Origin of the sequence: Massilia scottii (assembly GCF_030846495.1) — a bacterium.
Taxonomy (GTDB): Bacteria; Pseudomonadota; Gammaproteobacteria; order Burkholderiales; family Burkholderiaceae_D; genus Telluria_A; species Telluria_A violaceinigra.
On the sequence record NZ_JAVCWM010000006.1, the window covers coordinates 253590 to 277029 of the forward strand.

At 62.1% G+C, this 23440-nt stretch carries 29 protein-coding genes and 2 pseudogenes; 10 read left to right on the forward strand and 21 right to left on the reverse strand.

Annotation, left to right across the window (positions count from 1 at the left end):
* The first annotated feature begins 8 nt into the window (after positions 1–8).
* From RBA41_RS10655 to RBA41_RS10670, 4 genes are all read left to right on the forward strand, one after another.
* Complete coding sequence (locus RBA41_RS10655; RefSeq protein WP_306623647.1) at positions 9–926, forward strand: hypothetical protein; 918 nt, start codon at positions 9–11, stop codon at positions 924–926.
* A 172-nt stretch (positions 927–1098) separates the two neighbouring features.
* A complete protein-coding gene (locus RBA41_RS10660; protein ID WP_306623648.1) occupies positions 1099–1554 on the forward strand; it encodes a DUF2147 domain-containing protein in 456 nt (151 codons plus the stop codon).
* A gap of 136 nt (positions 1555–1690) precedes the next feature.
* A complete protein-coding gene (locus RBA41_RS10665) occupies positions 1691–2062 on the forward strand; it encodes a VOC family protein (RefSeq protein ID WP_306623649.1) in 372 nt (123 codons plus the stop codon).
* Positions 2063–2095: 33 nt separating this feature from the next.
* On the forward strand, positions 2096–2851 hold the full coding sequence (locus RBA41_RS10670) for a hypothetical protein (RefSeq protein WP_306623650.1): 756 nt from the start codon (positions 2096–2098) through the stop codon (positions 2849–2851).
* 22 nt (positions 2852–2873) lie between these two features.
* Here RBA41_RS10670 and RBA41_RS10675 read toward each other — a convergent pair whose 3' ends face one another.
* From RBA41_RS10675 to RBA41_RS10695, 5 genes are read right to left on the reverse strand one after another with little or no spacing between them, the layout of a single operon-like run.
* The gene (locus tag RBA41_RS10675) at positions 2874–4340 is read right to left on the reverse strand and encodes a radical SAM protein (RefSeq protein WP_306623651.1); all 1467 of its coding nucleotides are present in this window, start codon (positions 4338–4340) and stop codon (positions 2874–2876) included.
* Entirely contained in the window at positions 4337–5098 is a 762-nt protein-coding gene (locus RBA41_RS10680; protein ID WP_306623652.1) for a prolipoprotein diacylglyceryl transferase, read from the reverse strand. Before RBA41_RS10680 ends, RBA41_RS10675 begins: the two co-directional genes overlap by 4 nt.
* 2 nt (positions 5099–5100) lie before the next feature.
* On the reverse strand, positions 5101–5337 hold the full coding sequence (locus RBA41_RS10685; RefSeq protein ID WP_306623653.1) for a hypothetical protein: 237 nt from the start codon (positions 5335–5337) through the stop codon (positions 5101–5103).
* Between the two features lie 42 nt (positions 5338–5379).
* Positions 5380–5610: a hypothetical protein gene (locus RBA41_RS10690; protein WP_306623654.1), complete on the reverse strand. Its 231-nt coding sequence runs from the start codon at positions 5608–5610 to the stop codon at positions 5380–5382.
* A 58-nt stretch (positions 5611–5668) separates the two neighbouring features.
* Complete coding sequence (locus RBA41_RS10695; protein WP_306623827.1) at positions 5669–6124, reverse strand: YaiI/YqxD family protein; 456 nt, start codon at positions 6122–6124, stop codon at positions 5669–5671.
* Positions 6125–6300: 176 nt separating this feature from the next.
* Here RBA41_RS10695 and RBA41_RS10700 point away from each other — a divergent pair, with 176 nt between their 5' ends.
* The 3 genes and pseudogenes from RBA41_RS10700 to yidD (RBA41_RS33465) form a co-directional block, all read left to right on the forward strand.
* Positions 6301–6720 (forward strand): hypothetical protein, encoded by a 420-nt coding sequence (locus tag RBA41_RS10700; RefSeq protein ID WP_306623655.1) that lies wholly within the window; start codon positions 6301–6303, stop codon positions 6718–6720.
* Positions 6717–6974, forward strand: a complete 258-nt coding sequence (locus RBA41_RS10705; RefSeq protein ID WP_306623656.1) for a hypothetical protein — start codon at positions 6717–6719, stop codon at positions 6972–6974. The genes RBA41_RS10700 and RBA41_RS10705 overlap by 4 nt, the downstream gene beginning before the upstream one ends.
* A 319-nt stretch (positions 6975–7293) precedes the next feature.
* A pseudogene (gene yidD / locus RBA41_RS33465) lies at positions 7294–7440 on the forward strand (membrane protein insertion efficiency factor YidD); the annotation flags it as partial.
* A gap of 63 nt (positions 7441–7503) precedes the next feature.
* Here yidD (RBA41_RS33465) and RBA41_RS33470 read toward each other — a convergent pair.
* A pseudogene (locus tag RBA41_RS33470) lies at positions 7504–7602 on the reverse strand (hypothetical protein); the annotation flags it as partial.
* 139 nt (positions 7603–7741) lie between these two features.
* Between RBA41_RS33470 and yidD (RBA41_RS10715) the strand changes: the two are divergent.
* The gene (gene yidD / locus RBA41_RS10715) at positions 7742–8188 is read left to right on the forward strand and encodes a membrane protein insertion efficiency factor YidD (protein ID WP_306623658.1); all 447 of its coding nucleotides are present in this window, start codon (positions 7742–7744) and stop codon (positions 8186–8188) included.
* Positions 8189–8198: 10 nt separating this feature from the next.
* On the opposite strand, the gene ruvB is transcribed toward yidD (RBA41_RS10715), so the two are convergent.
* From ruvB to tyrS, 10 genes are all read right to left on the reverse strand, one after another.
* Positions 8199–9263: a Holliday junction branch migration DNA helicase RuvB gene (gene ruvB / locus RBA41_RS10720; protein ID WP_306623659.1), complete on the reverse strand. Its 1065-nt coding sequence runs from the start codon at positions 9261–9263 to the stop codon at positions 8199–8201.
* Between the two features lie 27 nt (positions 9264–9290).
* Entirely contained in the window at positions 9291–9869 is a 579-nt protein-coding gene (gene ruvA / locus RBA41_RS10725) for a Holliday junction branch migration protein RuvA (protein WP_099874294.1), read from the reverse strand.
* A 21-nt stretch (positions 9870–9890) separates the two neighbouring features.
* Positions 9891–10427, reverse strand: coding sequence for a crossover junction endodeoxyribonuclease RuvC (gene ruvC / locus RBA41_RS10730; RefSeq protein ID WP_099874293.1), 537 nt, complete (start codon positions 10425–10427; stop codon positions 9891–9893).
* A 60-nt stretch (positions 10428–10487) separates the two neighbouring features.
* Positions 10488–12059, reverse strand: a complete 1572-nt coding sequence (purH, locus tag RBA41_RS10735; protein WP_099874292.1) for a bifunctional phosphoribosylaminoimidazolecarboxamide formyltransferase/IMP cyclohydrolase — start codon at positions 12057–12059, stop codon at positions 10488–10490.
* A gap of 109 nt (positions 12060–12168) precedes the next feature.
* Entirely contained in the window at positions 12169–12402 is a 234-nt protein-coding gene (locus RBA41_RS10740) for a helix-turn-helix domain-containing protein (protein WP_054266301.1), read from the reverse strand.
* Positions 12403–12494: 92 nt separating this feature from the next.
* The gene (gene dusB, locus RBA41_RS10745; RefSeq protein ID WP_306623660.1) at positions 12495–13520 is read right to left on the reverse strand and encodes a tRNA dihydrouridine synthase DusB; all 1026 of its coding nucleotides are present in this window, start codon (positions 13518–13520) and stop codon (positions 12495–12497) included.
* A 128-nt stretch (positions 13521–13648) separates the two neighbouring features.
* On the reverse strand, positions 13649–14296 hold the full coding sequence (locus tag RBA41_RS10750; RefSeq protein ID WP_306623661.1) for a histidine phosphatase family protein: 648 nt from the start codon (positions 14294–14296) through the stop codon (positions 13649–13651).
* Between the two features lie 45 nt (positions 14297–14341).
* Positions 14342–15007: a YbhB/YbcL family Raf kinase inhibitor-like protein gene (locus RBA41_RS10755; RefSeq protein WP_306623662.1), complete on the reverse strand. Its 666-nt coding sequence runs from the start codon at positions 15005–15007 to the stop codon at positions 14342–14344.
* A 48-nt stretch (positions 15008–15055) separates the two neighbouring features.
* Positions 15056–15502 (reverse strand): D-aminoacyl-tRNA deacylase, encoded by a 447-nt coding sequence (gene dtd / locus RBA41_RS10760; RefSeq protein WP_306623663.1) that lies wholly within the window; start codon positions 15500–15502, stop codon positions 15056–15058.
* Entirely contained in the window at positions 15499–16764 is a 1266-nt protein-coding gene (gene tyrS / locus RBA41_RS10765; RefSeq protein ID WP_306623664.1) for a tyrosine--tRNA ligase, read from the reverse strand. Before tyrS ends, dtd begins: the two co-directional genes overlap by 4 nt.
* 171 nt (positions 16765–16935) lie before the next feature.
* On the opposite strand from tyrS, the gene RBA41_RS10770 reads away from it, so the two are divergent.
* Together RBA41_RS10770 and RBA41_RS10775 are read left to right on the forward strand one after the other, a co-directional pair.
* A complete protein-coding gene (locus RBA41_RS10770; RefSeq protein ID WP_306623665.1) occupies positions 16936–18300 on the forward strand; it encodes a M23 family metallopeptidase in 1365 nt (454 codons plus the stop codon).
* An 87-nt stretch (positions 18301–18387) separates the two neighbouring features.
* Positions 18388–19488 (forward strand): anhydro-N-acetylmuramic acid kinase, encoded by a 1101-nt coding sequence (locus RBA41_RS10775; protein WP_306623666.1) that lies wholly within the window; start codon positions 18388–18390, stop codon positions 19486–19488.
* Positions 19489–19527: 39 nt separating this feature from the next.
* Here RBA41_RS10775 and erpA read toward each other — a convergent pair whose 3' ends face one another.
* The 5 genes from erpA to rplM all read right to left on the reverse strand — a co-directional run bounded on the left by erpA (position 19528) and on the right by rplM (position 23432).
* Positions 19528–19890, reverse strand: a complete 363-nt coding sequence (gene erpA / locus RBA41_RS10780) for an iron-sulfur cluster insertion protein ErpA (protein WP_306623668.1) — start codon at positions 19888–19890, stop codon at positions 19528–19530.
* 161 nt (positions 19891–20051) lie between these two features.
* Positions 20052–21191 carry an FxDxF family PEP-CTERM protein gene (locus RBA41_RS10785; protein WP_306623669.1) on the reverse strand — a complete coding sequence of 380 codons (1140 nt, stop codon included), beginning with the start codon at positions 21189–21191 and terminating at the stop codon, positions 20052–20054.
* A 118-nt stretch (positions 21192–21309) separates the two neighbouring features.
* Positions 21310–22347 carry an N-acetyl-gamma-glutamyl-phosphate reductase gene (gene argC, locus RBA41_RS10790; protein ID WP_306623670.1) on the reverse strand — a complete coding sequence of 346 codons (1038 nt, stop codon included), beginning with the start codon at positions 22345–22347 and terminating at the stop codon, positions 21310–21312.
* 248 nt (positions 22348–22595) lie between these two features.
* Entirely contained in the window at positions 22596–22988 is a 393-nt protein-coding gene (gene rpsI / locus RBA41_RS10795) for a 30S ribosomal protein S9 (protein WP_054266290.1), read from the reverse strand.
* A 9-nt stretch (positions 22989–22997) separates the two neighbouring features.
* Positions 22998–23432 carry a 50S ribosomal protein L13 gene (gene rplM / locus RBA41_RS10800; protein WP_054266289.1) on the reverse strand — a complete coding sequence of 145 codons (435 nt, stop codon included), beginning with the start codon at positions 23430–23432 and terminating at the stop codon, positions 22998–23000.
* Between the last annotated feature and the right edge of the window lie 8 nt (positions 23433–23440).

Sequence of the window (23440 nt, forward strand, 5' to 3'; positions counted from 1 at the left end):
GAAATTACATGAAACAATCAGCCTATGTCATCGCCCTGTCCAGCGTCCTGATCGCCGGTTGCGGCGGCGGATCGTCCGATAACACGACCGCACCGGCCATGGCGCCGGCTGCGCCAGTCGTCGTGGTGCCGGCGCCGGTAACTGCGCCAGAACCTGTGGTGGTGGCACCGGTTGCCGCGCCGGCGCCAGTCGTGGCTCCGGAACCAGCGCCGGTGCCTGATACGGCAACGGTGGCTCCGGCCGTTCCAGTTCCCGCACCTGCACCTGCACTTGCACCTGCACCTGCTCCTGCTCCTGCCCCTGCCCCGGCTCCCGCACCTGCTCCAGGCACCTTATCGCCCACGTCGAACTCCTTCGCCACATGCTTTGAGATGACACCCGGTGTGAAATACACGATGACCAATAAATATAGCCACTTGATCGTCCAGGAAATGTTCGAAGGCGTGATGGCCATCGGTGACGTCGAACTGCGCGAGAACGGAACGCGTTTTGGCGCAGCTTTCCATACGCTCAACGGTAACGTCTATACCCCACTGGGAATTGCCCAGTACAGCGATCGAGGCATTCCCGACGGCAAAGACGTGTATTCCAAGGAAGCGGTCATCGTGCTCAACATGGTGCCTGGCCAGACCGTTGTGTCGAATTACATCAACACGATCACCAGCACCAGCTTTGGTCCCGCAACAACCACAATAGAGACAGTCTCCGACGAAATGACGTTTGCCGGGTTTGAGTCCATGACTGTCGCCGGTCGTACCTTTGCCAACACCTGCAAACTGACCATGCCGTCGGATGTCAAAGGCCAGATGTCAGTGGCGTGGCTGGCGAAAGGCTTCGGCGTGATCCGCAGCGAAGAGCAGACGACCCAGGGCACGCCGATTGCCGGTACCCGCAATGAGATCGCCAAGATCATCACGGCGCCCTGACCCCGCTGACGGCCCTGGACTCAGGGCGGTCATCCCGCCCCAAACGGCCAGTTTTGCCGCCCTTGCGTGTCCCGGTAACGCCCACACAACCTGATACAAAGTTGTGGGGCCAGTGCAAAGCCAGTTTGCTACACTAGCAACGCTGGACAAACCAACAATACTGGAGACACCCATGAAAGCACTTACAACAGCAACCCTGATCGCCGCGATGCTGGCCACGGCGCCGGCACTGGTTTCGGCGCAGGAATCAGCGTCCCCGGTCGGCCTGTGGAAAAACATCGATGACGTGACCGGCAAGCCGAAGGCGCTGATCCGCATCAGCGACAACAACGGCGAAATCCAGGGCAAGCTCGAAAAACTGTTCCGCCCCGAGGGCACCGACCAGAATCCCAAGTGCACCAAGTGCGAAGGCGCCAACAAGGACCAGCCGATCCTCGGCATGACCTTCATGAGCGGCCTGAAAAAAGAAGGCGACGAGTACACCGGCGGCCAGATCCTCGACCCGGACAACGGCAAGGTCTACAAGAGCAAGCTGAAAGTCGTCGAAGGCGGCAAGAAGCTCAACGTGCGCGGCTACATGGGCATGCCGATGTTCGGCCGTTCCCAGGTCTGGGTGCGCGAAGAGTAAGTTTCTCTCCCGCCTGTAGCGCGCGGCGTCGACCGGCATTGTTGCTGGTCGTCAATCCTGATATTATTCAAAGCACAAGGTTGCCATAGCATACATGGCGACACTTTCATCACGTTAACTTTTCATCGGACCTGACATGATCATCGACCACCTTGGCTTTGCAGTAAGCGACTACGAACAGAGCAAAACTTTTTTCGGCAAGGCGCTCGCGCCGCTGGGAATTTCCCTGGTTCTCGAAGTAAAGGGCTGGGCGGGCCTGGGTAAAAACGGCAAGCCCGAGTTCTGGTTCGGCCAGGGCGGCGCAGTCCAGGGCCAGATGCACGTGGCCTTCGTGGCCGACAGCCGCGAACAGGTACGCCAGTTTTACGCCGCCGCGCTCGAAGCCGGCGCAAAGGATAACGGCGCACCGGGCATCCGCGCGCATTACCATCCGGACTATTACGGCGCCTTCGTCATCGGTCCCGATGGCCACAATATCGAAGCCGTATGCCACAAGGCCGAACACTAGGCGCGCGGCACGCCGGCCCTGCGTGAACACCCCATGAGACGGCGCCCCGCCGTATCGCAGCGCGAGCGCGACGTCGAGCGCCTGCGCGGCAAGCTCGAACGCGACAGCTATCCGCGCTTGCAGATGCTCCTGCTGGTCACGCTGACCGGCGCGGCGGGCTTTCTCGCATCCTTCCTGCTGCTCTTGGCTGGGCTGCAGACCATGTGGCTGCGTTATCCGGCATCGATCGCCGTCGCCTATCTCGCCTTCCTTTTTCTGCTGTGGATCTGGCTGCGCTCGCGGGGCGGCGACATCGGCGACGGCGGCCTGCCCGACCTGGCACCATCCGGGCGCGGCTCAGACGTCGCCTTCAGCGGCAAGGGCGGCAGCTTCGATGGCGGCGGCGCCAGCGCCAACTTCGACCCGCCCGGCGGCGGGATGATGTCGGACGTGAGCGACACAGCGCTCGAAGCGGTCGGCAGCGCCGAAGAACTGGCCATTCCGCTGGCGCTGCTCGTTGCCATCTGCGCCGCCATCGGGGCAGCGATTTTCATGATGTTCTCGCTGGTGGCCTCGGCGCCGCTGCTGTTCGCCGAACTGCTGGTCGACGGGCTGCTCTCGGCCAGCTTGTATCGCCGCCTGCGGGGCCTGGACCGCGCTCACTGGATCGAGCCGGCCATCCGGCGCACCGGCTGGGCGTTCCTGGCCGCGGCGCTGACCATGGCCGTTGCCGGCGCGGGGCTGGCGCTGTACGCACCCGGCACGCATTCCATCGGCGAAGTCATTGCAAGCAAGCGCGCGCCGCGCTGACGCGCATGCCGGCTGTGTGGCCTTACTGCGCGCCGATCGGAATGACCTTGCGCGGCCCTTTGCGCTGCGCGGTTTGCTGCGCGATACTGGCGCGGATCTCGGCCAGCTGCTCGCCGCCGCGGTACAGCAGGTTGTAGCTCTCGAACGGAATCATCTTCCCGTCCGGCAGCGCGAAATGGATGCATGATTTTTTCAGCGCGCGCACGTCGAGCGAATACGCGTCCATGAACTGCACGATCAGCACGCGAAAGACATTGTCGTAGCGCAGACCCGCGGGCGCGTCGATCAGCGGCAGGCAGCACATCAACTCGGACAGGCAGTTGGCCTGCGACTCGGGAGAGTGGTTGGTCGAGAACAGTTTGAAGACGTGCTCCTTCATGCTCTTTTTCAGCGTCTCGTCACGCTCGAACACGATGGTATTGCTGCTGCCTTCGACCAGCGTTTGCGGATCGAGGTAGCGCGTCAGCGGCACCACCTGATCGGCCGTCTTGAGCGCATACGCCATGGCCAGCGTGTCCGGATTGCAGGGCACCGGAACGATATCCTGCAAGGTGAACAAGGATGTCTGTTCGGCGATCTTGCGCCGCACTTCGGACACCGTCAGGCGGTGCACGCGCGGGTCGTACTGCTCTACCCGGCCGGCATCCTGGATCGGTTGCAAGGTCACGCCGCGCACGCAGGGCTGGGTCAGCGCAAAGTCGATGATGGCGCCGATTTCGTCGTCGTTCAAGCCTTTTTTCAGCGTCACCACCAGCGTGGTCGACACGCCCGCCGCGTTCAGGTTGGCCAGCGCCTGCGCGCGGATGCGGGTCAGGTCGGCGCCGCGCAGGGCCTTGTGCACCGCGCCGCGCAGGGAATCGAACTGCAGGTAGACCTCGATGCCGGGCGCGTAGGTAGCCAGGCGCTGCGCGAACGCCGGGTCCTGCGCCAGCACGATGCCGTTGGTGTTGACCATCACGTGCTTGATCGGACGCGCCTTGGCCGCGTCGAGAATGTCCCAGAAGCGCGGATGCAGGGTCGGCTCGCCGCCCGAAAGCTGCATCACGTCCGCCTCGCCCTCGTTGGCGACGACCGCGTCGAGCATCTTGATGATGTCCTCGAAGCTTTTGTGCAGCTCGCGGTGGGTGCCGCTTTCGGCATAACACACGGGGCAGTTCAGGTTGCAGTTGTCGGTGATTTCGACGATCGACAGGCAGGAGTGCTGCATATGATCGGGACACAGGCCGCAGTCGTATGGGCAGCCGTATTGCATGGGCGTGTTGAAGGTCTGCGGCATCTCCGGATGCTTGACGAAGACTTCGCGGCACAGGCGGTAGTAGTCGACATCGTCGCTCACCAGCACGCGTTCGGCGCCGTGCGCGCTGCACCACTTGTCCATGAAGACATCGGTGCCCTTGAAGATGATCTTGGCCTCGACCGGATGAAGACAGGTCGAACACACCGAGGTGGTGGTGTCGTAAAACAGATAGGGACGGATTTTCCGGCTCATGGTTCAATCGCTTTCAGGGGTGCCGGCCCGCCAAGCTGCCTGGCGAGAAATGGAAGATAGCAGAGCAGCGCGGCCAGGCAGACCAGCTGCACCCCGCCCAGGCCCGCGCCATAGTCGTAGCGCAGCGGCTTGACGGCATCGATGGCGAGGCGCCAGAACAGGTAGCCGGACAAGAACAGCTTGAACATCAGGCCCGGTTTGTCGCACCAGCGCGCGCGCAGCGCCAGCAGCAGGCCGCCCCACGCGAGCACGAAGATGATGTCGTAAAGCTGGGTGGGATGGCGATCGATGCCGTCGCCGAAATCGACGCCCCATGGCAGCGTGGTCGCCGTGCCGTAGGTGCCGTCGTTCAGGCCCGCCAGAAAACAGCCGATGCGCCCGAGGGCGATACCGACCATCAGCGGCAGCACGAACTGGTCGCCGGTGGACTGGCGCTGGCCGGTCAGTTTCTTGGCCATTTCCACGCCCAGCAAGCCGCCCAGCAGGCCGCCGACAATCGACTGCCCCGACATCAAGACCGTCACGTTGCCCGCGTGCGCGGCCCACAGGTGGGGGTACTCGATCCAGAACACCAGCTTGTTGCCGATGGCGGCGCCGAGGATGCAGCCGATCACGACGGCATAGCCGCTGTTGCTGAGGATGCCGCTGGCGCCGCTGCGCGCGCGCTGGCGCCGGTACAGCTGCACGCCGATGGCGATGGCGGCCCACTCGAACAGCAGGTGAACGGCATGGGCGGCGCCGGGAGAGAGCAATTGCACGCTCATTGCCGGGGCGGCGTCGACACGCGGCGCGCGCGCGCCACCCTCATGCGGCGGAAAATACCCCAGGCAATCATGGCTGCAATCCCCAGCCCGATGTAGCCATACACAAGCAACTCGAGGGATCCTGTTTTCTGCGCGGAATGGGTGCCGAGAATCAGGCCGAGCACGCCACATGCGCCAAAGCTCACCATCGCGGCCAGGGCAATCATCAGCCCGATAACGCGCAGAAAGATCATAGTTGCCTCACGAGAAACTGCGTTCAGAAGGAGATGGACCGGCTATTGCTTGCCGGACGATGCGAACGCTTTATACGCTTTCCTGCCGAGGAACCAGAAAAGCGCGGCACACACGGCCAGACCCGCCAGACCAAGGAAAAAGTAGATGTTGAAGCTGTCGACCAGATCGGCGCCGGGGTGAGTACCGATCAGCACGCCCAGGGCCCCGCACACGCCGAAACCGACCATGGCAAGCGCGGCGACCATGAGGCCAAGAATACGTAACAGCGTCATGCTTACCTTTTCAGTAATCTTGCTTTTTCGTCAGGCCGTACCGATATTGTACGCGGGTTCAGGGGCGTTTGGCGTGGCGGGCCAAGTGACGGTCGAGCTGGTTGGCGAAGTTCTGGCGGTCGGCCTGGCCGAAGGGCGCCGGGCCGCCGGTGTCGACGCCGCTGCCGCGTAATTCATCCATGAATTTGCGCATCGTGAGCATCTGGGCGATGTTGTCGTTGGTGTAGAACTCGCCGCGCGGATTGAGCGCGAAGCCGCCCTTGGTCAGCACATCGGCGGCCAGCGGAATGTCGCCCGTGACCACCAGGTCGCCGGGAGCGAGCAGGCGCACGATTTCGGCATCGGCCACGTCGGCGCCGGCCGGCACCTGCACCGCGCGCACGAAGCGCGATGGCGGCACCCGCATCAGCTGGTTGGCGACCAGGGTTACGTTCAGTTGCAGGCGCTCGGCCACGCGGTACAGGATGTCCTTGATGACGACCGGACAGGCATCGGCATCGACCCAGATTTGCATCATCGTCACTTCTTTCTTGGCGGGTTATCGGGGGTGTGCGCGCAGTATAACGCCAGCGGCTGGCGCGTCACGGCATCATGTGTTATCTTTCGACAAGTTTCATACATAGTCGGCAATTTTTGCCAAGTGAAGTTTGCCGGACGCTCACTGGGTCCGTTGCACCACGCGGAGTCCAGATGTTACTTTTACAAGTGCTCGCCTTTTTGGCCGGCATGGCGTCACTGTTCGCCACCTCGATTACCTTGCTGCCGCCGGCGCAGCGTCACCCGTTCGCCGGCGACGCGACCTTGCTGCTCATGGGTGCGGGTATTCTTGCCTTCGCGGCGGGGTATGTTTTTTTCGCCATTGCCGGCGCGCGTATCCAGCGCTCGGCATGGCGGCGCAGGCTGGCGGCCGTGATCGTGCTGTTCCAGCTGGTCGCGGGCAGCGCCATGGTGTATCTGTATCCCGAACCGGCCGTGCTGGGCGTGATGGGACCGCTGCTGTGCTTCTCGGTCTATATGTTCGCCACCTTCGTGTGGCCGGCCCGGCGCAACCGCACGTATCGTCCGCTGCGCCGGCGTGAGCGATCCGACGATGTGTTTCCACACAAGTGAGCAAGCTTGATGCACCTTGGTTTGCGGTGCATACTCCGCAGTCGATAACGCTTGCGAGCCTGGTCATCATGAAAAACCCCCATCTCACCGCAACGGTCTGCTTCGCGCTGGCCGCTGTGCTGTTCTTTACCATGCCGTCGAAAGAATACGCAGCCGGTTTTGCGCTGCTCGGCACGTTTTTCGAACTCTCGGCCTGGAAGAAATTCCTGACGCGGAACCGTAAAAATCCACCGCCGCCAGCGGTACCGGATTGACAGAGCAGATACACATTCCACCGTCTGCCTTCATTCATTTTCATTAAATGTTCCCCTGAGAAAATTTGTCAAATGGCTGGTAGCATCCTCGGGTCCGCTATCTTACAAGCGCCGTGCTTCCCCCATCGCGTGAATCTGGTGCGTCATGCACAGGTTCACCGGGCGTGCAGGCACACGGATGTCTCTCCTAGTTTACGGTAGGAAAGCCTCGTGAATACCTGCTTGTTCTGGAAGTGTCCCCCGACCATACTTCGTGCGAAATGTTCTCCTTGGCAATCAAACAGGCGCCATTGCAAGAAACGGTGACAAGCACACCATGATGAAAACACTCGCGCTATCGGCCATCGGTTTCTACCAGCGCCATCTGTCGCCCTACAAGGGTTTCCGCTGCGCCTACTGCGCCTACACCGGCAACGCCAGCTGTTCGGCGCTCGGTGCACGGGCCATCCGCCGTTACGGCGTTTGGGATGGCCTCGGCGTGGGGCGAAACGAAGGTGCCCGCAGCCAATGCCGCATCCGTGATCGGATGGGAATACGCCTGATAGGCGCGAATGGTGACGTCGTTATACTCGGCGCGAATTTGACGCAGCGGAATATCTGACGTGATCGGTGCCGGTGTTGCATGCAGATGTCTCTCCTAGTTTACGGTAGCAAAACCTCGTAAATACCTGCTTGTTCTGGAAGGGTCAAGCAACCATACTCGTGCGAAATGTTCTTCTTGGCAATCAAACAGGCGCCGTCACAAGACACGGTGATAAAGCACCATAATGAAAACACTCGCGCTATCGGCAATCGGGTTCTACCAGCGCCATCTGTCGCCGTACAAGGGTTTCCGCTGCGCCTATTGCGCCTATACCGGCAACGCCAGCTGCTCGCATCTTGGTGCACGCGCCATCCGCCGCTTCGGTTTGTGGGATGGCTTGGCAATCCTGAACGGGCGCCTGCGAAAATGCGGGATCGCCTACCGCCGCTACCAGCCCACAGTAGAGCGGCCCGCCACGGCACGCCTCCTGGCCAGGCCGAATCAGGCAGGCGAGTGCGACCTCCCCTGCGATTGCGATCTGTCGCCGTCGACCGCCGGAAAGGCGTGCGACTGTTTATCCGGCTGCGGCGACGGCGCCCACTGCTGCGACTGGTGGAACAAGCGACGCGAGCGCAAGCGCGAACAGTCCACGCATATCCCACCCCGAAGAGACGGCCGCCGACGCACCTAACCCGGCTGGCTCAGCCCCCCAGGTTGTCCCACAAGTCGCCCGTCGGGCTGGTGCGCGGCGCGGACAGGCCGAAGTGTTGGTAGGCCAGCGGCGTGGCGATGCGTCCGCGCGGGGTGCGCTGCAAATAGCCTTGCTGGATCAGATATGGTTCGAGCACATCTTCAATCGTATCGCTTTCCTCGCCGATGGCCGCCGCAAGATTGCCGATGCCAACCGGCCCGCCGCCGAACTTGAACAGCACCGCTTCGAGCAGCTTGCGGTCCATGACGTCAAAACCCACCGAGTCGACATCGAGCATCACCAGCGCAGCATCGGCCATGGCCTTGGTAATTTCACCGGTACCCTTCACCTCCGCATAATCGCGCACGCGCCGCAGCAGCCGGTTGGCGATCCGCGGCGTGCCGCGCGCGCGCAGGGCGATTTCGCGCGCGCCTTCTTCGACGATGGGCGCGTTCAGCAGCGAAGCACTGCGCGTCACAATCCGCGTCAGTTCCGCCGTGTTATAGAACTCCAGCCGCGCCACGATGCCGAAACGGTCGCGCAGCGGATTGGTCAGCATGCCGGCGCGCGTGGTCGCGCCCACCAGCGTGAACGGCTGCAGGTCCAGCTTGACCGAACGCGCCGCCGGCCCTTCGCCGATCATGATGTCGATCTGGTAGTCTTCCAGCGCCGGATACAAAATCTCTTCCACCACCGGCGAGAGGCGGTGAATCTCGTCGATGAACAGCACATCGTTCGCTTCGAGATTGGTCAGAATCGCAGCCAAGTCGCCCGGCCGCTCCAGCACCGGGCCGGACGTCTGGCGCAAATTCACGCCCATCTCGCGCGCGATGATGTGCGCCAGCGTCGTCTTGCCCAGCCCCGGCGGCCCGAACAGCAAGGTGTGATCGAGCGCTTCGCGCCGCTTGCGCGCGGCCGAAATGAAAATCTCGAGCTGGCCGCGGATTTTTTCCTGGCCGACGTATTCGTCGAGCTGCTTGGGCCGCAGCGCGCGCTCGATCGCCTCTTCATTGGGCGACGCGGGCGTGGGCGCGATGATGCGCTGCTCGCTGAAGTCGTCGGTCTGGATACTCATGGATGAACTTTCGTGTAAATGTTAGCGTCAGCCCTTGGACAGCGCCTTGAGCGCGAACTTGATGCCGTCCGAGACGGTGCTGCCGGCCGGCATATTCCTCAGCGCGGCCGTGGCCTCCTTGTCAGAATACCCCAACGCCAGCAGCGCATTCAAAATGTCAGATTGCGCATCGTGCTGCACCACGCCGCCCACCGAGCCGAGGTCGGCGCCGAGCTTGCCCTTCAGTTCCAGCAGCAGCCGTTCCGCCGTCTTCTTGCCGATGCCGGGCACCTTCACCAGACGACCCGCTTCCTGCAAGGTCACGGCCTGCGCCAGGTCGTTCACCGTCATGCCCGACAGGATCGACAGCGCCGTGCGCGCACCCACGCCGGTGATCTTGATCAACTGGCGGAACACCGCGCGCTCGGCCGCGTTGCCGAAGCCAAACAGCAAATGCGCATCTTCGCGGATCGCCTGATGCGTGAACAGGGTGACTTGCGCGCCGAGTGCGGGCAGATCGTAATAGGTACTCATCGGCACATCGACTTCATAGCCGACACCGTGACAATCGATAAGCAACTGCGGCGGATTTTTTTCGAGCAGCGTTCCGGAAATACGTCCGATCATGGGGTAGACCTTAAAACAAGGTTAAACGAGACGGCCGCGCTTCATGCGCAGGCCGGAAAGCGAGGGCGCCAGCGCGCCGATCAGCGCCAGCGCGTCGACACTGTTGGCGTGGCAGATTGCCACGCCGAGCGCGTCGGCGGCGTCGGTGCCGGGCAGGCCGGGCAGCACCAAGAGGCGCGCCACCATTTCCTGCACCTGTTCCTTGGCCGCCTTGCCGTGGCCGGTGACGGCCTGCTTGACCTGCAGCGCCGTGTACTCGGCCACCGACAGGTCCGCGCCAACCAGCGCCGTGATGGCGGCGCCGCGCGCTTGCCCGAGCAGCAAGGTCGATTGAGGATTGACGTTGACGAAGACTTTTTCCACCGCCGCGCAATCGGGCTGGTAGGTGCGGACGATCTCGGCGATCCCGTGCAGGATCACCTTGAGACGGCCGGGGAGCTCGCCTTCGGACACCGTCTTGATGGTGCCGGAAGCGATGTAGCGCAGTTTGTTGCCCTGCTTTTCGATAAGCCCGAAGCCTGTGGTGCGCAGGCCCGGGTCAATGCCAAGAATAATCATGGACGAATGGTATACCGCCGGAGAAACTTCGGTATACCAAACTTGCGCAAGCCGTCGAAATTAATGACGGAAATGGCGCGCGCCGGTGTACAGCATCACCACGCCGCGCTCGTCGGCGGCATCGATCACTTCCTGGTCGCGCATCGAACCGCCCGGCTGGATCACGCAGGTCGCGCCCGCATCGACCACCACGTCGAGGCCGTCGCGGAACGGGAAGAAGGCATCCGACGCCACGGCCGAACCAGCCAGGGTCAGGCCGGCGTTCTGGGCCTTGATCGAGGCGATGCGGGCCGAGTCGATGCGGCTCATCTGGCCGGCGCCCACGCCCAGGGTCATGCCGTTGGCGCAGAAGACGATGGCGTTCGATTTCACGAACTTGGCCACGCGCCAGGCGAACATCATGTCCTGCAACTGCTGCTGGGTCGGCTGCTTCTTGGTGACCACGCGCAATTCCTCCAGGCCGACATTCTTGGCATCCGGCGACTGCACCAGCAGGCCGCCGCCGACGCGCTTGACGTCGAACGGATTGTTGGCCGCGCCCAGCGGAATTTCCAGCAGGCGCACGTTCTGCTTGGCCGCCATGATGGCGCGTGCTTCAGCCGAGAACGATGGCGCGATCAAGACCTCCACGAACAGCTTGGCGATCGCTTCGGCGGTCTTGCCGTCCAGCTCAGTGTTCAGCGCGATGATGCCGCCGAACGCCGACGTCGGGTCGGTCTGCAGCGCGCGGCTGTAGGCGTCGAGCGCATCGGTGCCGATTGCCACGCCGCACGGATTGGCGTGCTTGACGATCACGCAGCCGGCTGGCTGGCCCAGGCCGCCCAGCGACTTGACGCATTCCCATGCCGCATCGGCGTCGGCGATATTGTTATATGACAGTTCCTTGCCCTGCAATTGCTTGTAGGCGGACAGCGAACCGGCGGCCGGCGCCAGGTCGCGGTAGAACGCGGCCGACTGGTGCGGGTTTTCGCCGTAGCGCATGTCCTGCACTTTTTCGAACGTCATGTTCAGCGTTTGCGGATAGGCCGCGCGCGTGGCGTGGGCCTTGTCTTCGCCCAGGCTGGTCAGGTAATTGGTGATGGCGCCGTCGTATTGTGCGGTGTGAGCGAACACTTTTTTAGCCAGGCGGAACTTGGTGTCGTAAGGCACTTCACCGGCCGTCACTTCCGCCAGCACCTGCGCGTAGTCGGTCGGATCGCAGATGACGATTACGTCCTTGTGGTTCTTGGCAGCCGAGCGCAGCATGGTCGGGCCGCCGATATCGATGTTTTCGATCGCGTCTTCCAGCGAGCAATCGTCCTTGGCTACGGTCGCCTGGAACGGATACAGGTTGACCACCACCATGTCGATGGTCGGAATGTCGTGCTCGCTCAGCTTGGCGACGTGCTCGGGAAAGTCGCGGCGTGCCAGGATGCCGCCGTGCACTTTCGGGTGCAGGGTCTTGACCCGGCCATCGAGCATTTCCGGAAAGCCCGTGTAATCCGCCACTTCGGTGACGGCCACGCCGTTATCGGCCAGCAGCTTGGCGGTGCCGCCGGTGGACAGGATGCCGACGCCGAGCGCGGACAACGCGCGTGCAAAGTCGAGCACGCCGGTCTTGTCGGAAACGGAAATGAGGGCTTGTTTGATCATGGTGAGTGGCCTGGTTGTGGAGTATTCGGTGTTTGCACTGGCGCACCCCTCGGGCGCGATGGGCTCGCGCTCGATAGCACGGCCACTCAGTGTGTGCTAATAAGACTAATTACAGCAGTCCGTGTTCCTGCAATTTCTTCCGCAAGGTATTGCGGTTGATGCCCAGCATCTGGGCCGCGTGCGACTGGTTGCCTTCCGCTCGCGTCATGACGACCTCGAGGATCGGTTTTTCGACGGTCAGGACCACCATATCGTAGATGTTCGATGCCTGCTGCTCGCCAAGGTCGTTGAAATACTCTTCAAGACTCTTCTGGACAACTTCCTGGATACTTTCTTTGCTCATATTATGTTGGTGCTTTTCTGCGGATTAAATGTTTCGCCGCGGCTCTGCAGGCAGCGGTCGTTCCAGTATGTCGTATTGCTAGCTGTGCCGTGTCAGGCTGCCAATGCCACTTGAGCAAGGGCCGCGGGCCGGTATTGTAACCGTTCCCCATGAACATGTTGCGTTTCAAAAAAGGCATCGACCGCGCGCAACTGTGCCTCGGTCGATTCCAGCAGGTTCATTTGCTGGCGGAATTCTTCTCCGCCGATCAGGTCGCGCACATACCAGCCGATGTGCTTGCGCGCCGTGCGCACGCCCAAAAATTCGCCGTAAAACGCGTAGTGGGCCTGCAAATGTTCGTTCATCAGCGCGCGTACTTCCTCCACCGCCGGCGCGGGCAGATGCAGGCCGGTGCGCAGGTAATGGTCGACTTCGCGGCAAATCCACGGCCGGCCCTGGGCCGCGCGCCCGATCATCACCGCATCGGCCCCGGTCACGGCCAGGACATGTTTCGCCTTTTCGGGGGTGGTGATGTCGCCGTTGGCCACCACGGGAATGGCGACCGAGGCCTTGACGGCCGCAATGGTCTCGTACTCGGCGTCGCCGCTGTAGCCGTCGGCCCGGGTGCGCCCGTGCAGGGTCAGCATCCGGATGCCGGCCTGTTCGGCGATGCGGGCGATGCGCAGGGCGTTCTTGTTTTCGCGGTTCCAGCCGGTGCGAAATTTCAATGTCACCGGCACGTCCACCGCGCGCACCACGGCGTACAGGATTTGTTCGACCAGGTCTTCGTGCTGCAGCAAGGCCGAACCGCACCAGCTGTTGCACACCTTCTTGACCGGGCAACCCATATTGATATCGATGATCTGGGCGCCACGGTCCACGTTGAACTTGGCGCAGTCGGCCAGGTCTTGCGGGTCGGCACCGGCGATCTGGACCGCTTTCGGCTCCATTTCGCCTTCATGGTCGGTGCGGCGCGAACTCTTTTCGGTGGCCCACAGCCGCGGGTTCGAGGCGGCCATTTCGGAGACGGCATAGCCGGCGCCCAGCTGCTTGCAAAGTTGTCGGAAAGGACGATCCGTCACCCCCGCCATGGGAGCAACGAAAACATTATTGCGCAGCAAGTAAGGACCAATTTGCACGGGCGGGACGCTCAGAGTTTGCGGGAACCCTCTATTTTACCTGAAGTGCTGCTCAATTAATAAGCACTATTTTTCATTTGACAGCACCGCGCGGCCACAAAAACGGGATCGTGCACGCTTGACAAGCCTCAATTGAGCTCATCCAGCACGCGTGGCTGCAAGTGTCCGACCTCGCCCCAACTGAGCAGGCTCAGCTTGCCGTCAAGCAGGTGGAAGCGGTTGACGCTGGCGTTGAGCACCGGAAAGTCGCGCGGCGTTTCCAGCGACAGGCCGAGCGCGGCGCGGTAGGCGCATTCGAGCACGCCGCCGTGGGCCACCAGGGCCAGGCTCTGGCCCGGATGAGATTCGCCCCATTCAATGATGGCGGCAACGGCGCGCTGGTAAAACTGGCGGAACGTTTCGGCCGCCCGTGCGCCGGACGGCATCGGCGCATCGATCTCGCGCGCCTGCCAGGCGGCAAATTCCACCGGGAAGCGCTGTTCGATCTCGGCGTACAGCAAGCCCTCGAAGCCGCCGAAGCAGCGTTCGCGCAGCAAAGGGTCGCGCCGGACCGGCATGCTGCGCGTGCGGGCCACGGCATCGGCGGTCTGGGCGGCGCGCTGCAGGTCGCTGGAGACGATCAGGTCGAGGTGCTCGCCCGCCAGGGCGTCGGCCAGCGCGCTGGCCTGGCGCAGGCCCTCGTCATTGAGGGCGATATCGATATGGCCCTGGAGGCGGCGTTCGGCGTTCCAGGCGGTTTCGCCGTGGCGGATGAGAATGATCGTGGTCGGGGACATGGGGAAGCCGGGCACGCCGTGCCCGGACTGAAAAAGTTGCGTTCTTTAAGGAACCAGGGTGGCCGCGAGGTCGGGATTGAGCGAATACACGCCGTACATCTGCGCCTCGTCGAGGATGTGCCCGCGAATCGCCAGGCGCGCCTCGGGGCCGGTAAAGCGGCCTTCGAGCGCCAGGCGCGGCACGTCGAGCGCGTAGACGCAGAATAAATAGGTGTGCACGCGCAGGTCGTTCCACGGCGGACACGGGCCATCGTAACCGTAATACTCGCCAGCCATGTCCGGATCGCTCGCAAACCAGCTCGTGTAATCGTTTACACCCTGGCGTAATTGATGCTCGGTGCCGTTTTTGATGGTGAACGGCACCAGCGGGCCGGCTTTGCCATGCGGCGTGACCAGTTCCGAGAACTTGCCTTCGCCAATCGAACGCATGGCGACCGGGATATCGACCAGGGTCCAGTGATAGAAATCGGCGCGCGGCAACGCTTCCGGCACGAACAAGCCTTCCTTGTTGACATTGGTGGCGACGGTGGGCGCGTCGATATCGTAGCAAAACAGAATCAGCGACTGCGTGCCGGAAGGCACATCATCCCAGGCGAAGTGCGGGTTGCGGTTGGTCGACAGGCGCGCGTGCTTGACCGGGTCGATCGCCGCAAAGGCGCACTCGGCGGGAATCAGGCCGCCGTCGGTAAAGGAATCACTCCAGAGTCTCATCGCAACCTCCTGTACTGATTATATTGACCACAAACGGCCCGCTTGGTTTCATTTTGGGTGCACTTGCAGCCAGAAAGTGACCGGACCGTCGTTGGTCAGCGACACTTTCATGTCAGCACCGAACTGACCGGTCTCGACTGTGGTGTGGCGCGCGCGGGCCTGGCGCACCACGTGGTCGAACAGGCGCAAGCCATCCTGCGGACTGGCGGCGGGCGTGAACGATGGCCGCGTGCCCGAGTTGGTGTCGGCCGCCAGGGTGAACTGGGGCACCAGCAACAGGCCGCCGTTGGTATCAAGCAGGCTGCGGTTCATCTTGCCAGCCTCGTCGCCAAACACCCGGTAACCCAGCAATTTGGTCAACAGGGCGTCCGCTTCCTTTTCGCTGTCGCCCTTTTCGGCGCACAGAAGGACCAACAGGCCGGCGTCGATGGCGCCGATGGTGGCGCCATCGACGACCACGCTGGCGTGGCTGACCCGTTGCAGCAGCGCAATCATGCCGTGAAGGTCACGCGCAGGAACTTGCGCTTGCCCACTTGCAGCACGAAGCTGCCGGCCTCGATCTTGAGCGCCTTGTCGCTGACGACGGCACTGTCGATGCGCACGCCGCCCTGCTCGACCATGCGCATCGCCTCGCCGGTGGAGGCGCACATACCGGTTTTCTTGAGCAGGTGAGCGATGCCCATGGGCGCGCCGTCGACGGTCATTTCGGGCGCATCATCGGGAATGCCGCCGGCGGACCGGTTCACGAAATCGGCCAGCGCATCGTCAGCCGCCTGGGCCGAGTGGAAACGCGTCACAATTTCTTGTCCAAGAGCTACTTTTGCATCGCGCGGATTGCGTCCGCCATCGATCTCGGCCTTGAGCGCGGCGATATCGGCGATGGAGCGGAACGACAGCAGCTCGAAATAACGCCACATCATCACGTCGGAAATGCTCATCAGCTTGGCGAACATCGTGTTGGCGGGTTCCGTTATGCCAATATAATTGTTCTTGGACTTGGACATCTTGTCGACGCCATCGAGCCCTTCGAGCAGCGGCATGGTCAGGATGCACTGCTGTTCCTGGCCATAATCCTTCTGCAGCTCGCGTCCGACCAGCAAGTTGAACTTCTGATCGGTGCCGCCCAGCTCAAGATCGGCCTTCAAAGCGACAGAATCGTACCCCTGCATCAAAGGATAAAGGAACTCGTGGATCGATATTGGTGTCCCACTCTTGAAGCGTTTGGTGAAGTCGTCGCGTTCCATCATGCGCGCCACCGTGTAGCGCGAGGACAACTGGATCATGCCGCGCGCGCCGAGCGGGTCGCACCACTCGGAGTTGTAGCGAATTTCCGTGCGCGAGGGGTCCAGCACCAGCGACGCCTGCTTGAAGTAGGTCATCGCATTGACTTCGATCTGCTCCTTGGTCAGCGGCGGGCGCGTAACGTTACGGCCCGACGGATCGCCGATCATGGAGGTGAAGTCGCCGATCAGGAAGATCACCTGGTGGCCCAGGTCTTGCAGCTGGCGCATCTTGTTCAGCACCACGGTGTGGCCCAGGTGCAGGTCGGGCGCGGTGGGGTCGAGGCCGAGCTTGATGCGCAGCGGCGTGCCGCTTGTTTCGGAACGGGCCAGCTTTTGCGCGAACTCGCTCTCGATCAGCAGCTCGTCGACGCCGCGCTTGGTGATGGCCAGCGCTTCCAGCACGGTGTCCGTCAGCGGCAATGGGGGAGTACCTTGCGCAGGGGCGGCAGGCTTGGAGGTGGCAGGAGTGGTCATAGGGTTCTGTAATAAATCTGTAGCAAAGTGTCGAAATTGTTGGGCGGATTCAAAAGTTTGATATACTGCTCGATCCGATTAATCTTGCCCAATGAAAACTAAACAAAACAATAACAAGAAATAGTTAAGTGCTCAACGCGAATGTTCAAGCGGCAAATTTTAACTGATTGCATGGACCCTACAAACAAATTCACAGGCAAACGCTTGACCGGCCTGCTAGGAACAACGCGAAAAGCGCGCATCATCAGCGCCGGCGCGATTTTCCTGACAGTGTGCGCATTTGGTGCCGCGGGCGTAGCGCCCCTGGCCCCGGATGCGTCGGACCTGCCGGTCAAATCGATCGCACAAGATCTCGAACTGCCGAACCTGGCGGATCAGATCACTGCGCTGCAAAAGGACGACCAGCAATTCATTCACGAAGAGAAGGTACGTCCGGGCGATACGCTCGCCGCCCTGCTCACGCGTCTGGGCGTGGACGATGCCGCTGCCGTCGACTTCATCAAGTCCGACAAGGTCGCCAAGGCGGTCATGCAGCTCAAGACCGGCAAGCGGGTCCAGGCGCAGACGGGTGAAAACGGCGAACTGCAATGGCTGCGCGCCACCGTCGTCGACGGCCGCGACAACCCGGTCAAACTGATTTCGATCACCCGCGAGGGCGGCAAGTTCACTGCCGAGGAAACGCCAGCCTTGCTGGAACGCCGGGTTGAAATGCGTGCCCGCGAAATCACCAACTCCCTCTACTCGGCGACCGACGCCACCTCCGACGGCGGCAAACTGCCCGACGCCATCGTCGCCCAGATCATCGAAATGTTCTCCACCAGTATCGACTTCCGTTCCGACCTGAAACGCGGCGACCGCTTCAACGTGGTCTACGAAACGTTCTGGCAAGATGGCGAAATGGTGCGCGCCGGCCGCATCCTGGCAGGCGAATTCGTCAACCGCGGCGTGACCTACCAGTCCGTCTGGTACGAAGATCCGGTCAGCAAGCAGGGCGGCTACTACACCTTCGACGGCAAGGCACTGAAAAAAGCCTTCCTCAAGTCGCCGCTGGAATTTTCGCGGATTTCGTCGGGCTTCTCGATGCGCTCGCATCCGATTTCCGGCTCCTGGAAAGCGCACAAGGGCGTCGACTTCGCCGCCGCGCTGGGTACGCCCATCCGCGCTTCGGGCGACGGCGTGATCGACTTCGCCGGCGTGCAAGGCGGCTACGGCAACTTCGTCACCATCAAGCACTGGGCCAACTACACCACCGCGTATGCGCACATGAGCCGTTTCGCGCCAGGCATCCGCAAGGGCAGCAAGGTCAGCCAGGGCGATGTGATCGGCTATGTCGGCTCGACCGGCTGGTCGACCGGCGCTCACCTGCACTACGAGTTCCGAGTCAACAACGATGCTGTCGATCCGATGTCGATCAAGGTGCTGGCACAGGCCCCGATGACGCAGGCCGAGCGGGCCCGCTTCCAGATCGCCGCGGCCGACATGTCGCACCGCTTCGCCCTGCTGCGTCCGACGACCGGCTCGAACATGGCGCGCTAAGGCTCGCCGCACCAAGACGGGCAGGAACCGGATCATCGACTCCGGCTCCTGCCCTTTTTTTCGCCCGCTGTTTTGATTGGAACAGACATGACCACACCTTCGACGCTGTACATCGGCTTGATGTCCGGCACCAGCATGGATGGGGTCGACGGCGTGCTGGCCGACTTTGCCGGCGGCGCCATCCGCACCCTGCAAGCGGCCATCGTCCCCTTCCCCGACGCATTGCGCGCCGACCTGATGGCCCTGCAAAGCAGCGGCGACGATGAAATCGCCCGCGAAGCGCTGGCCGCCGCCCAGTTGACCGGCTGCTACGCCGAGTGCGTGGCGGCCCTGCTGCCGGGGGCGCCCGGCCCCGTGCAAGCGCTGGCCGCGCATGGGCAGACGGTACGCCACCGCCCCGAGCTCGGCTACACGCGCCAGCTCAACCACCCTGCCCTGCTGGCCGAACTGACCGGCATCGATGTCATCGCCGACTTCCGCGCGCGCGACGTGGCCGCCGGCGGCCAGGGCGCGCCGCTGGTGCCGGCCTTCCACCAGGCCTGCTTCGGCCAGGCCGGCCAGACCCGCGTGGTGATCAATATCGGCGGCATCGCCAACATCAGCGTGCTGCATGCCGACGGCAAGGTGAGCGGCTTCGACACCGGTCCCGGCAATGTGCTGATGGATCACTGGATCGGCCTGCACCAGGGCAAGGCCTATGACGCCGGCGGCGCCTGGGCCGCCAGCGGTCAAGTCGACCCGACCCTGCTCGGCATCTTGCTCGACGAACCATATTTCCGCCTGGCCGCCCCCAAAAGCACGGGGCGCGACCTGTTCCATGCCGACTGGCTGGCGCAGCGGCTGGCGCAGGCGCCGAGCATGCCGGCGGCGGACGTACAGGCGACCCTGACCACGCTCACCGCCGTCAGCATTGCGCGCGCCATCGGCCAGCAGGCCAGCGAGGTGGAGGCGGTGTATGTGTGCGGCGGCGGGGCGTACAACGGCACGCTGCTGCGCGAACTGGCGCAAGCGCTGGGTGGCAATACAAGAGTGGAAACAACCGACGCCCTGGGCGTGGCCCCGAATCACGTCGAAGCGCTGGCGTTCGCGTGGCTGGGCTACCGCTTCACGAGGCGCGAAGCGGGCAATCTGCCCTCGGTGACGGGGGCGAAGGGACCCAGGATTCTGGGCGCCCTCTATCCTGCTTAGGCTGGCAGGCCGCGTGAGAGCGGCCTGGGCCGGACTGACTCAGGCCGAGAACGACGAACCGCAACCGCAGGTCGAGGTAGCGGTCGGATTCTTGATGACGAACTGGGCGCCTTCGAGATCATCCTTGTAGTCGATTTCGGCGCCGACCAGGTACTGGTAGCTCATCGAATCGATCAGCAGTTGCACACCGTTCTTGACCATGGTGGTGTCATCTTCGTTGACGATTTCGTCGAAGGTGAAGCCGTACTGGAAGCCCGAGCAGCCGCCGCCCTGCACGAAGACGCGCAATTTGAGGTCGGGATTGCCCTCTTCCTCGATCAGCTGTGCAACCTTTTGCGCGGCGCTATCGGTAAACACGATCGGGGCCGGCATTACTTCTGGCATTTCAGCAACTGCATTCATTTGGAACTCCTACTGGGAACGGATATGAGTCATTATAGACTGTTGGGACGAGTCACGCTCACAGACCACTGCCGGCGACCGTCAAATGCAACACCCCGGCGCGTGCCGGGGCTGTGCTGTCCTACTGTACCTACAATGCGGCCATCCGGCTTGAATTCAAGCTATTGCTTTGCGCTCGCTGCGGTGCGGGAGCGGCGGCGCGCGCAAAAGCCGAGCAAACCAAGTCCGGCCAGCATCATTGCATAGGTTTCCGGTTCCGGAACGGGGCTCAGCAGCACCGTGCCGCAGACATCGAGCTTGCACGCATCGGCCAGGATCAGGCCACGGTCGTTGATGCTGTAGGTGGTCTTGATGATCCAGTTGTCCAGCGGGTCGACGGCCGTGTCGAGCTGCAGCAACTGGCCGTTCTGGTAGATGAAGCCACGCTCCTGGCCGTTCGCATCGGCGCCGTAGCCGATGATCTGGCCCAGCTCGTTGATATCGACGGCAGTCGAACTGCGCTGCGCACCCCAGCCCAGATCCGTCATCGCGCCATTCGCATACACAAAGGCCGACTTCACATAGCCGTTATTGTCGCGTGCGGACTGTCCGATGATCAGGCCGGCATCATTGATGCCGCTTGCCAGACTGCTGCCGCCACTGAATCCGCCCAGGTCGGTCATGCGGCCGTTCTGATAGATGAAGGCGCGATCCTGGCGGTTGGCGTTTTCAGCGGTGCCCACGATGGTCCCGGCGGCATTGATGCCCGAGGCGCTGCTGTGGATGCCTCCCAGCGTGCCCAGGTCCTTCATTTTATTGTCGCTGTACACATAAGCATGGCTGGCGAAGCGCGGATAATGCGGATCGCCTCCCGGCAGGCGCAGATTGGTGCTTGAACTGCCCACCACCGTGCCGGCATTGTTGACGCCATGGCTGAACGTGTCCCCGCGGCCGCTATCAGGGCCGAACCCACCGAGGTCCGTGGTAACGCCGTTGACCGTCAGGTAGCCACTGGCGTTGACGATGTCGCCAATGGTGGTCCAGTATTCGTAGCTGGCCATATGGCCGGCATTGCTGATGGCCGTGATTTCACCGGTGGGAAACGGACTCGTGCTGACATGCACCACCGTGGTGCTGCCGCCGGCATGAAATGCCGTACGCCAGTTTGAAGAACCGTACAGGGTGCCGGCGTTGTCGATCAGGCGCCATTGATCGTACTGGCCGGTATTGAGCGTCGTGACTGTGTAGGAGGGGGCGGCAAGCGCGGGCGCGGCGAAGATGCCGAGCACGAGGGCGGACAACAGGGAGCGGACGAATCGCATGAGCGTCTTTCGATGGTGGGTAAATACCACCCATCATAAAGACTACTTGGCTAAATTGAAAGTTTAACTAAAATTTAATATTGCGGGAAGCAGCTGCGCTTCCCGCCATTGTCATGCCTTACGGCAGCAGCGCGACCTGTTGCAAGCCCAGGGTTTCATCCAGGCCGAACATCAGGTTCATGCACTGGATCGCCTGGCCCGACGCGCCCTTGACCAGATTATCCTGGACCACCAGGATGACCAGGGTATTGCCGTTGTTCGGACGATGCAGCGCCAGGCGCAGCATGTTCGAGCCGCGGGTCGAGCGGGTTTCCGGATGCGAGCCGAACGGCATGACGTCGACGAAAGCCGCGTCCTTGTAGGTCGTCTCGAACAGTTCCTGCAGCTCCTCGTTGCTGATATCGGTAGTCAGGCGCGCGTACAGCGTCGAATGCATGCCGCGGATCATCGGCACCAGGTGCGGCGTGAAAATCAGGTTCACGGGCAGGCCGGTGAAACGCTGCAGCTGGGCCACGGTTTCCGGGGTATGGCGGTGGCCGGACACGCCGTAGGCCTTGAAATTATCGCTCGACTCGGAGAACAGGGTGCCGATTTCCGCCTTGCGGCCGGCGCCCGACACGCCCGACTTGGCATCCGCGATCAGGGCGCTGGCGTCGATCAGGTTCGCCTTAAGCAGCGGCACGAAGCCCAGCTGCATCGTAGTCGGATAGCAACCCGGATTGGCGATCAGGCGCGCGTTCTTGACGGCTTCGCGGTTCAGTTCCGGCAAGCCGTAGACGGCCTCTTCCAGCAGGTCCGGGCAAGTGTGCGGGATCTTGTACCACTGCTCGAAGCTAGCCTGGTCTTTCAGGCGGAAATCGGCGGCCAGGTCGATGACCTTGACGCCGGCGGCCAGCAGGGCCGGGGCCTGGGCCATGGCCACGCCGTGCGGGGTGGCGAAAAAGACCACGTCGCACTTGGTCAGGTCGACCTTGTCCGGGGCCGAAAACGCCAGGTTCACCTTGCCGCGCAGCGAAGGAAACATATCCGCGACGGGCAAGCCATCTTCCTTGCGCGAGGTAATCGCGGTCAGCTCCACATCAGGGTGGACCGACAGCAGTCGCAGCAATTCCACGCCCGTGTAACCCGTACCGCCGACGATGCCAACTTTGATCATATGTATTCCTTGAGAGTAAATGGTGGGCCCTGCCCGAAAGATGGTGATTCTAACAGCGCAAGCAAAACGCTGCGCAGCGCTACCGAACCCCAAAACTTTCCTAACCGGGGTCAGACCTCCGATTCGAAACACTTTTGTTGCTAGTCGGAGGTCTGACCCCGGTTAGGAAACAAAAACAAAAAAGCCGCCTGACTTCGCAGTCGGCGGCTTTTTTGACGCTGCGCACCGAAGTGCGCGCTGGAGGCGAATTAACGCTTCGAGAATTGCTTTGCGCGACGTGCTTTGCGCAGACCAACTTTTTTACGCTCGACTTCACGTGCATCGCGGGTAACGAAACCGGCACGTGCCAGGTCGCCCTTCAACGATGCGTCGTAGTCGATCAGTGCACGGGTGATGCCGTGACGAACCGCGCCAGCCTGGCCGGACTCGCCACCACCGTGAACGTTGACCTTGATGTCGAAACGCTCGACGTTGCCGGTCAGTTCCAGCGGTTGACGGATGACCATCAGGCCCGTTTCGCGCGAGAAGTAGTCAGCGGCTGGTTTGCCGTTAACGATGATTTGGCCAGTGCCAACTTTGATGAAGACGCGAGCGACTGCACTCTTGCGACGGCCGGTGCCGTAATTGTAGTTACCGATCATGTCAGCTCCTTACTTGAACAGCACGAGTGCTGTAGGTTGCTGGGCAGCGTGCGGGTGGGAACCTTCCGCGTACACTTTGAGCTTCTTGATCATGGCGTAGCCAAGCGGGCCCTTAGGCAGCATGCCCTTGACCGCTTTTTCAAGCGCGCGACCAGGAAAACGCTCTTGCATTTTCTTGAAGTTGGTTTCGTAGATACCACCTGGGTAGCCGGAGTGACGGTAGTACGTCTTCTCGGTTGCCTTGGTACCGGTCACGCGCAGTTTGCCTGCATTGATCACGACGATGAAATCGCCCGTGTCGACGTGAGGAGTGAATTCGGGTTTGTGTTTGCCGCGCAACCGGAGTGCCACTTCGCTGGCAACACGTCCGAGGATCAGATCCGTCGCGTCAACCACGAACCAATCGCGCTGGACTTCATGTCCCTTAGCGGAAAAAGTTTTCATGTTGACTT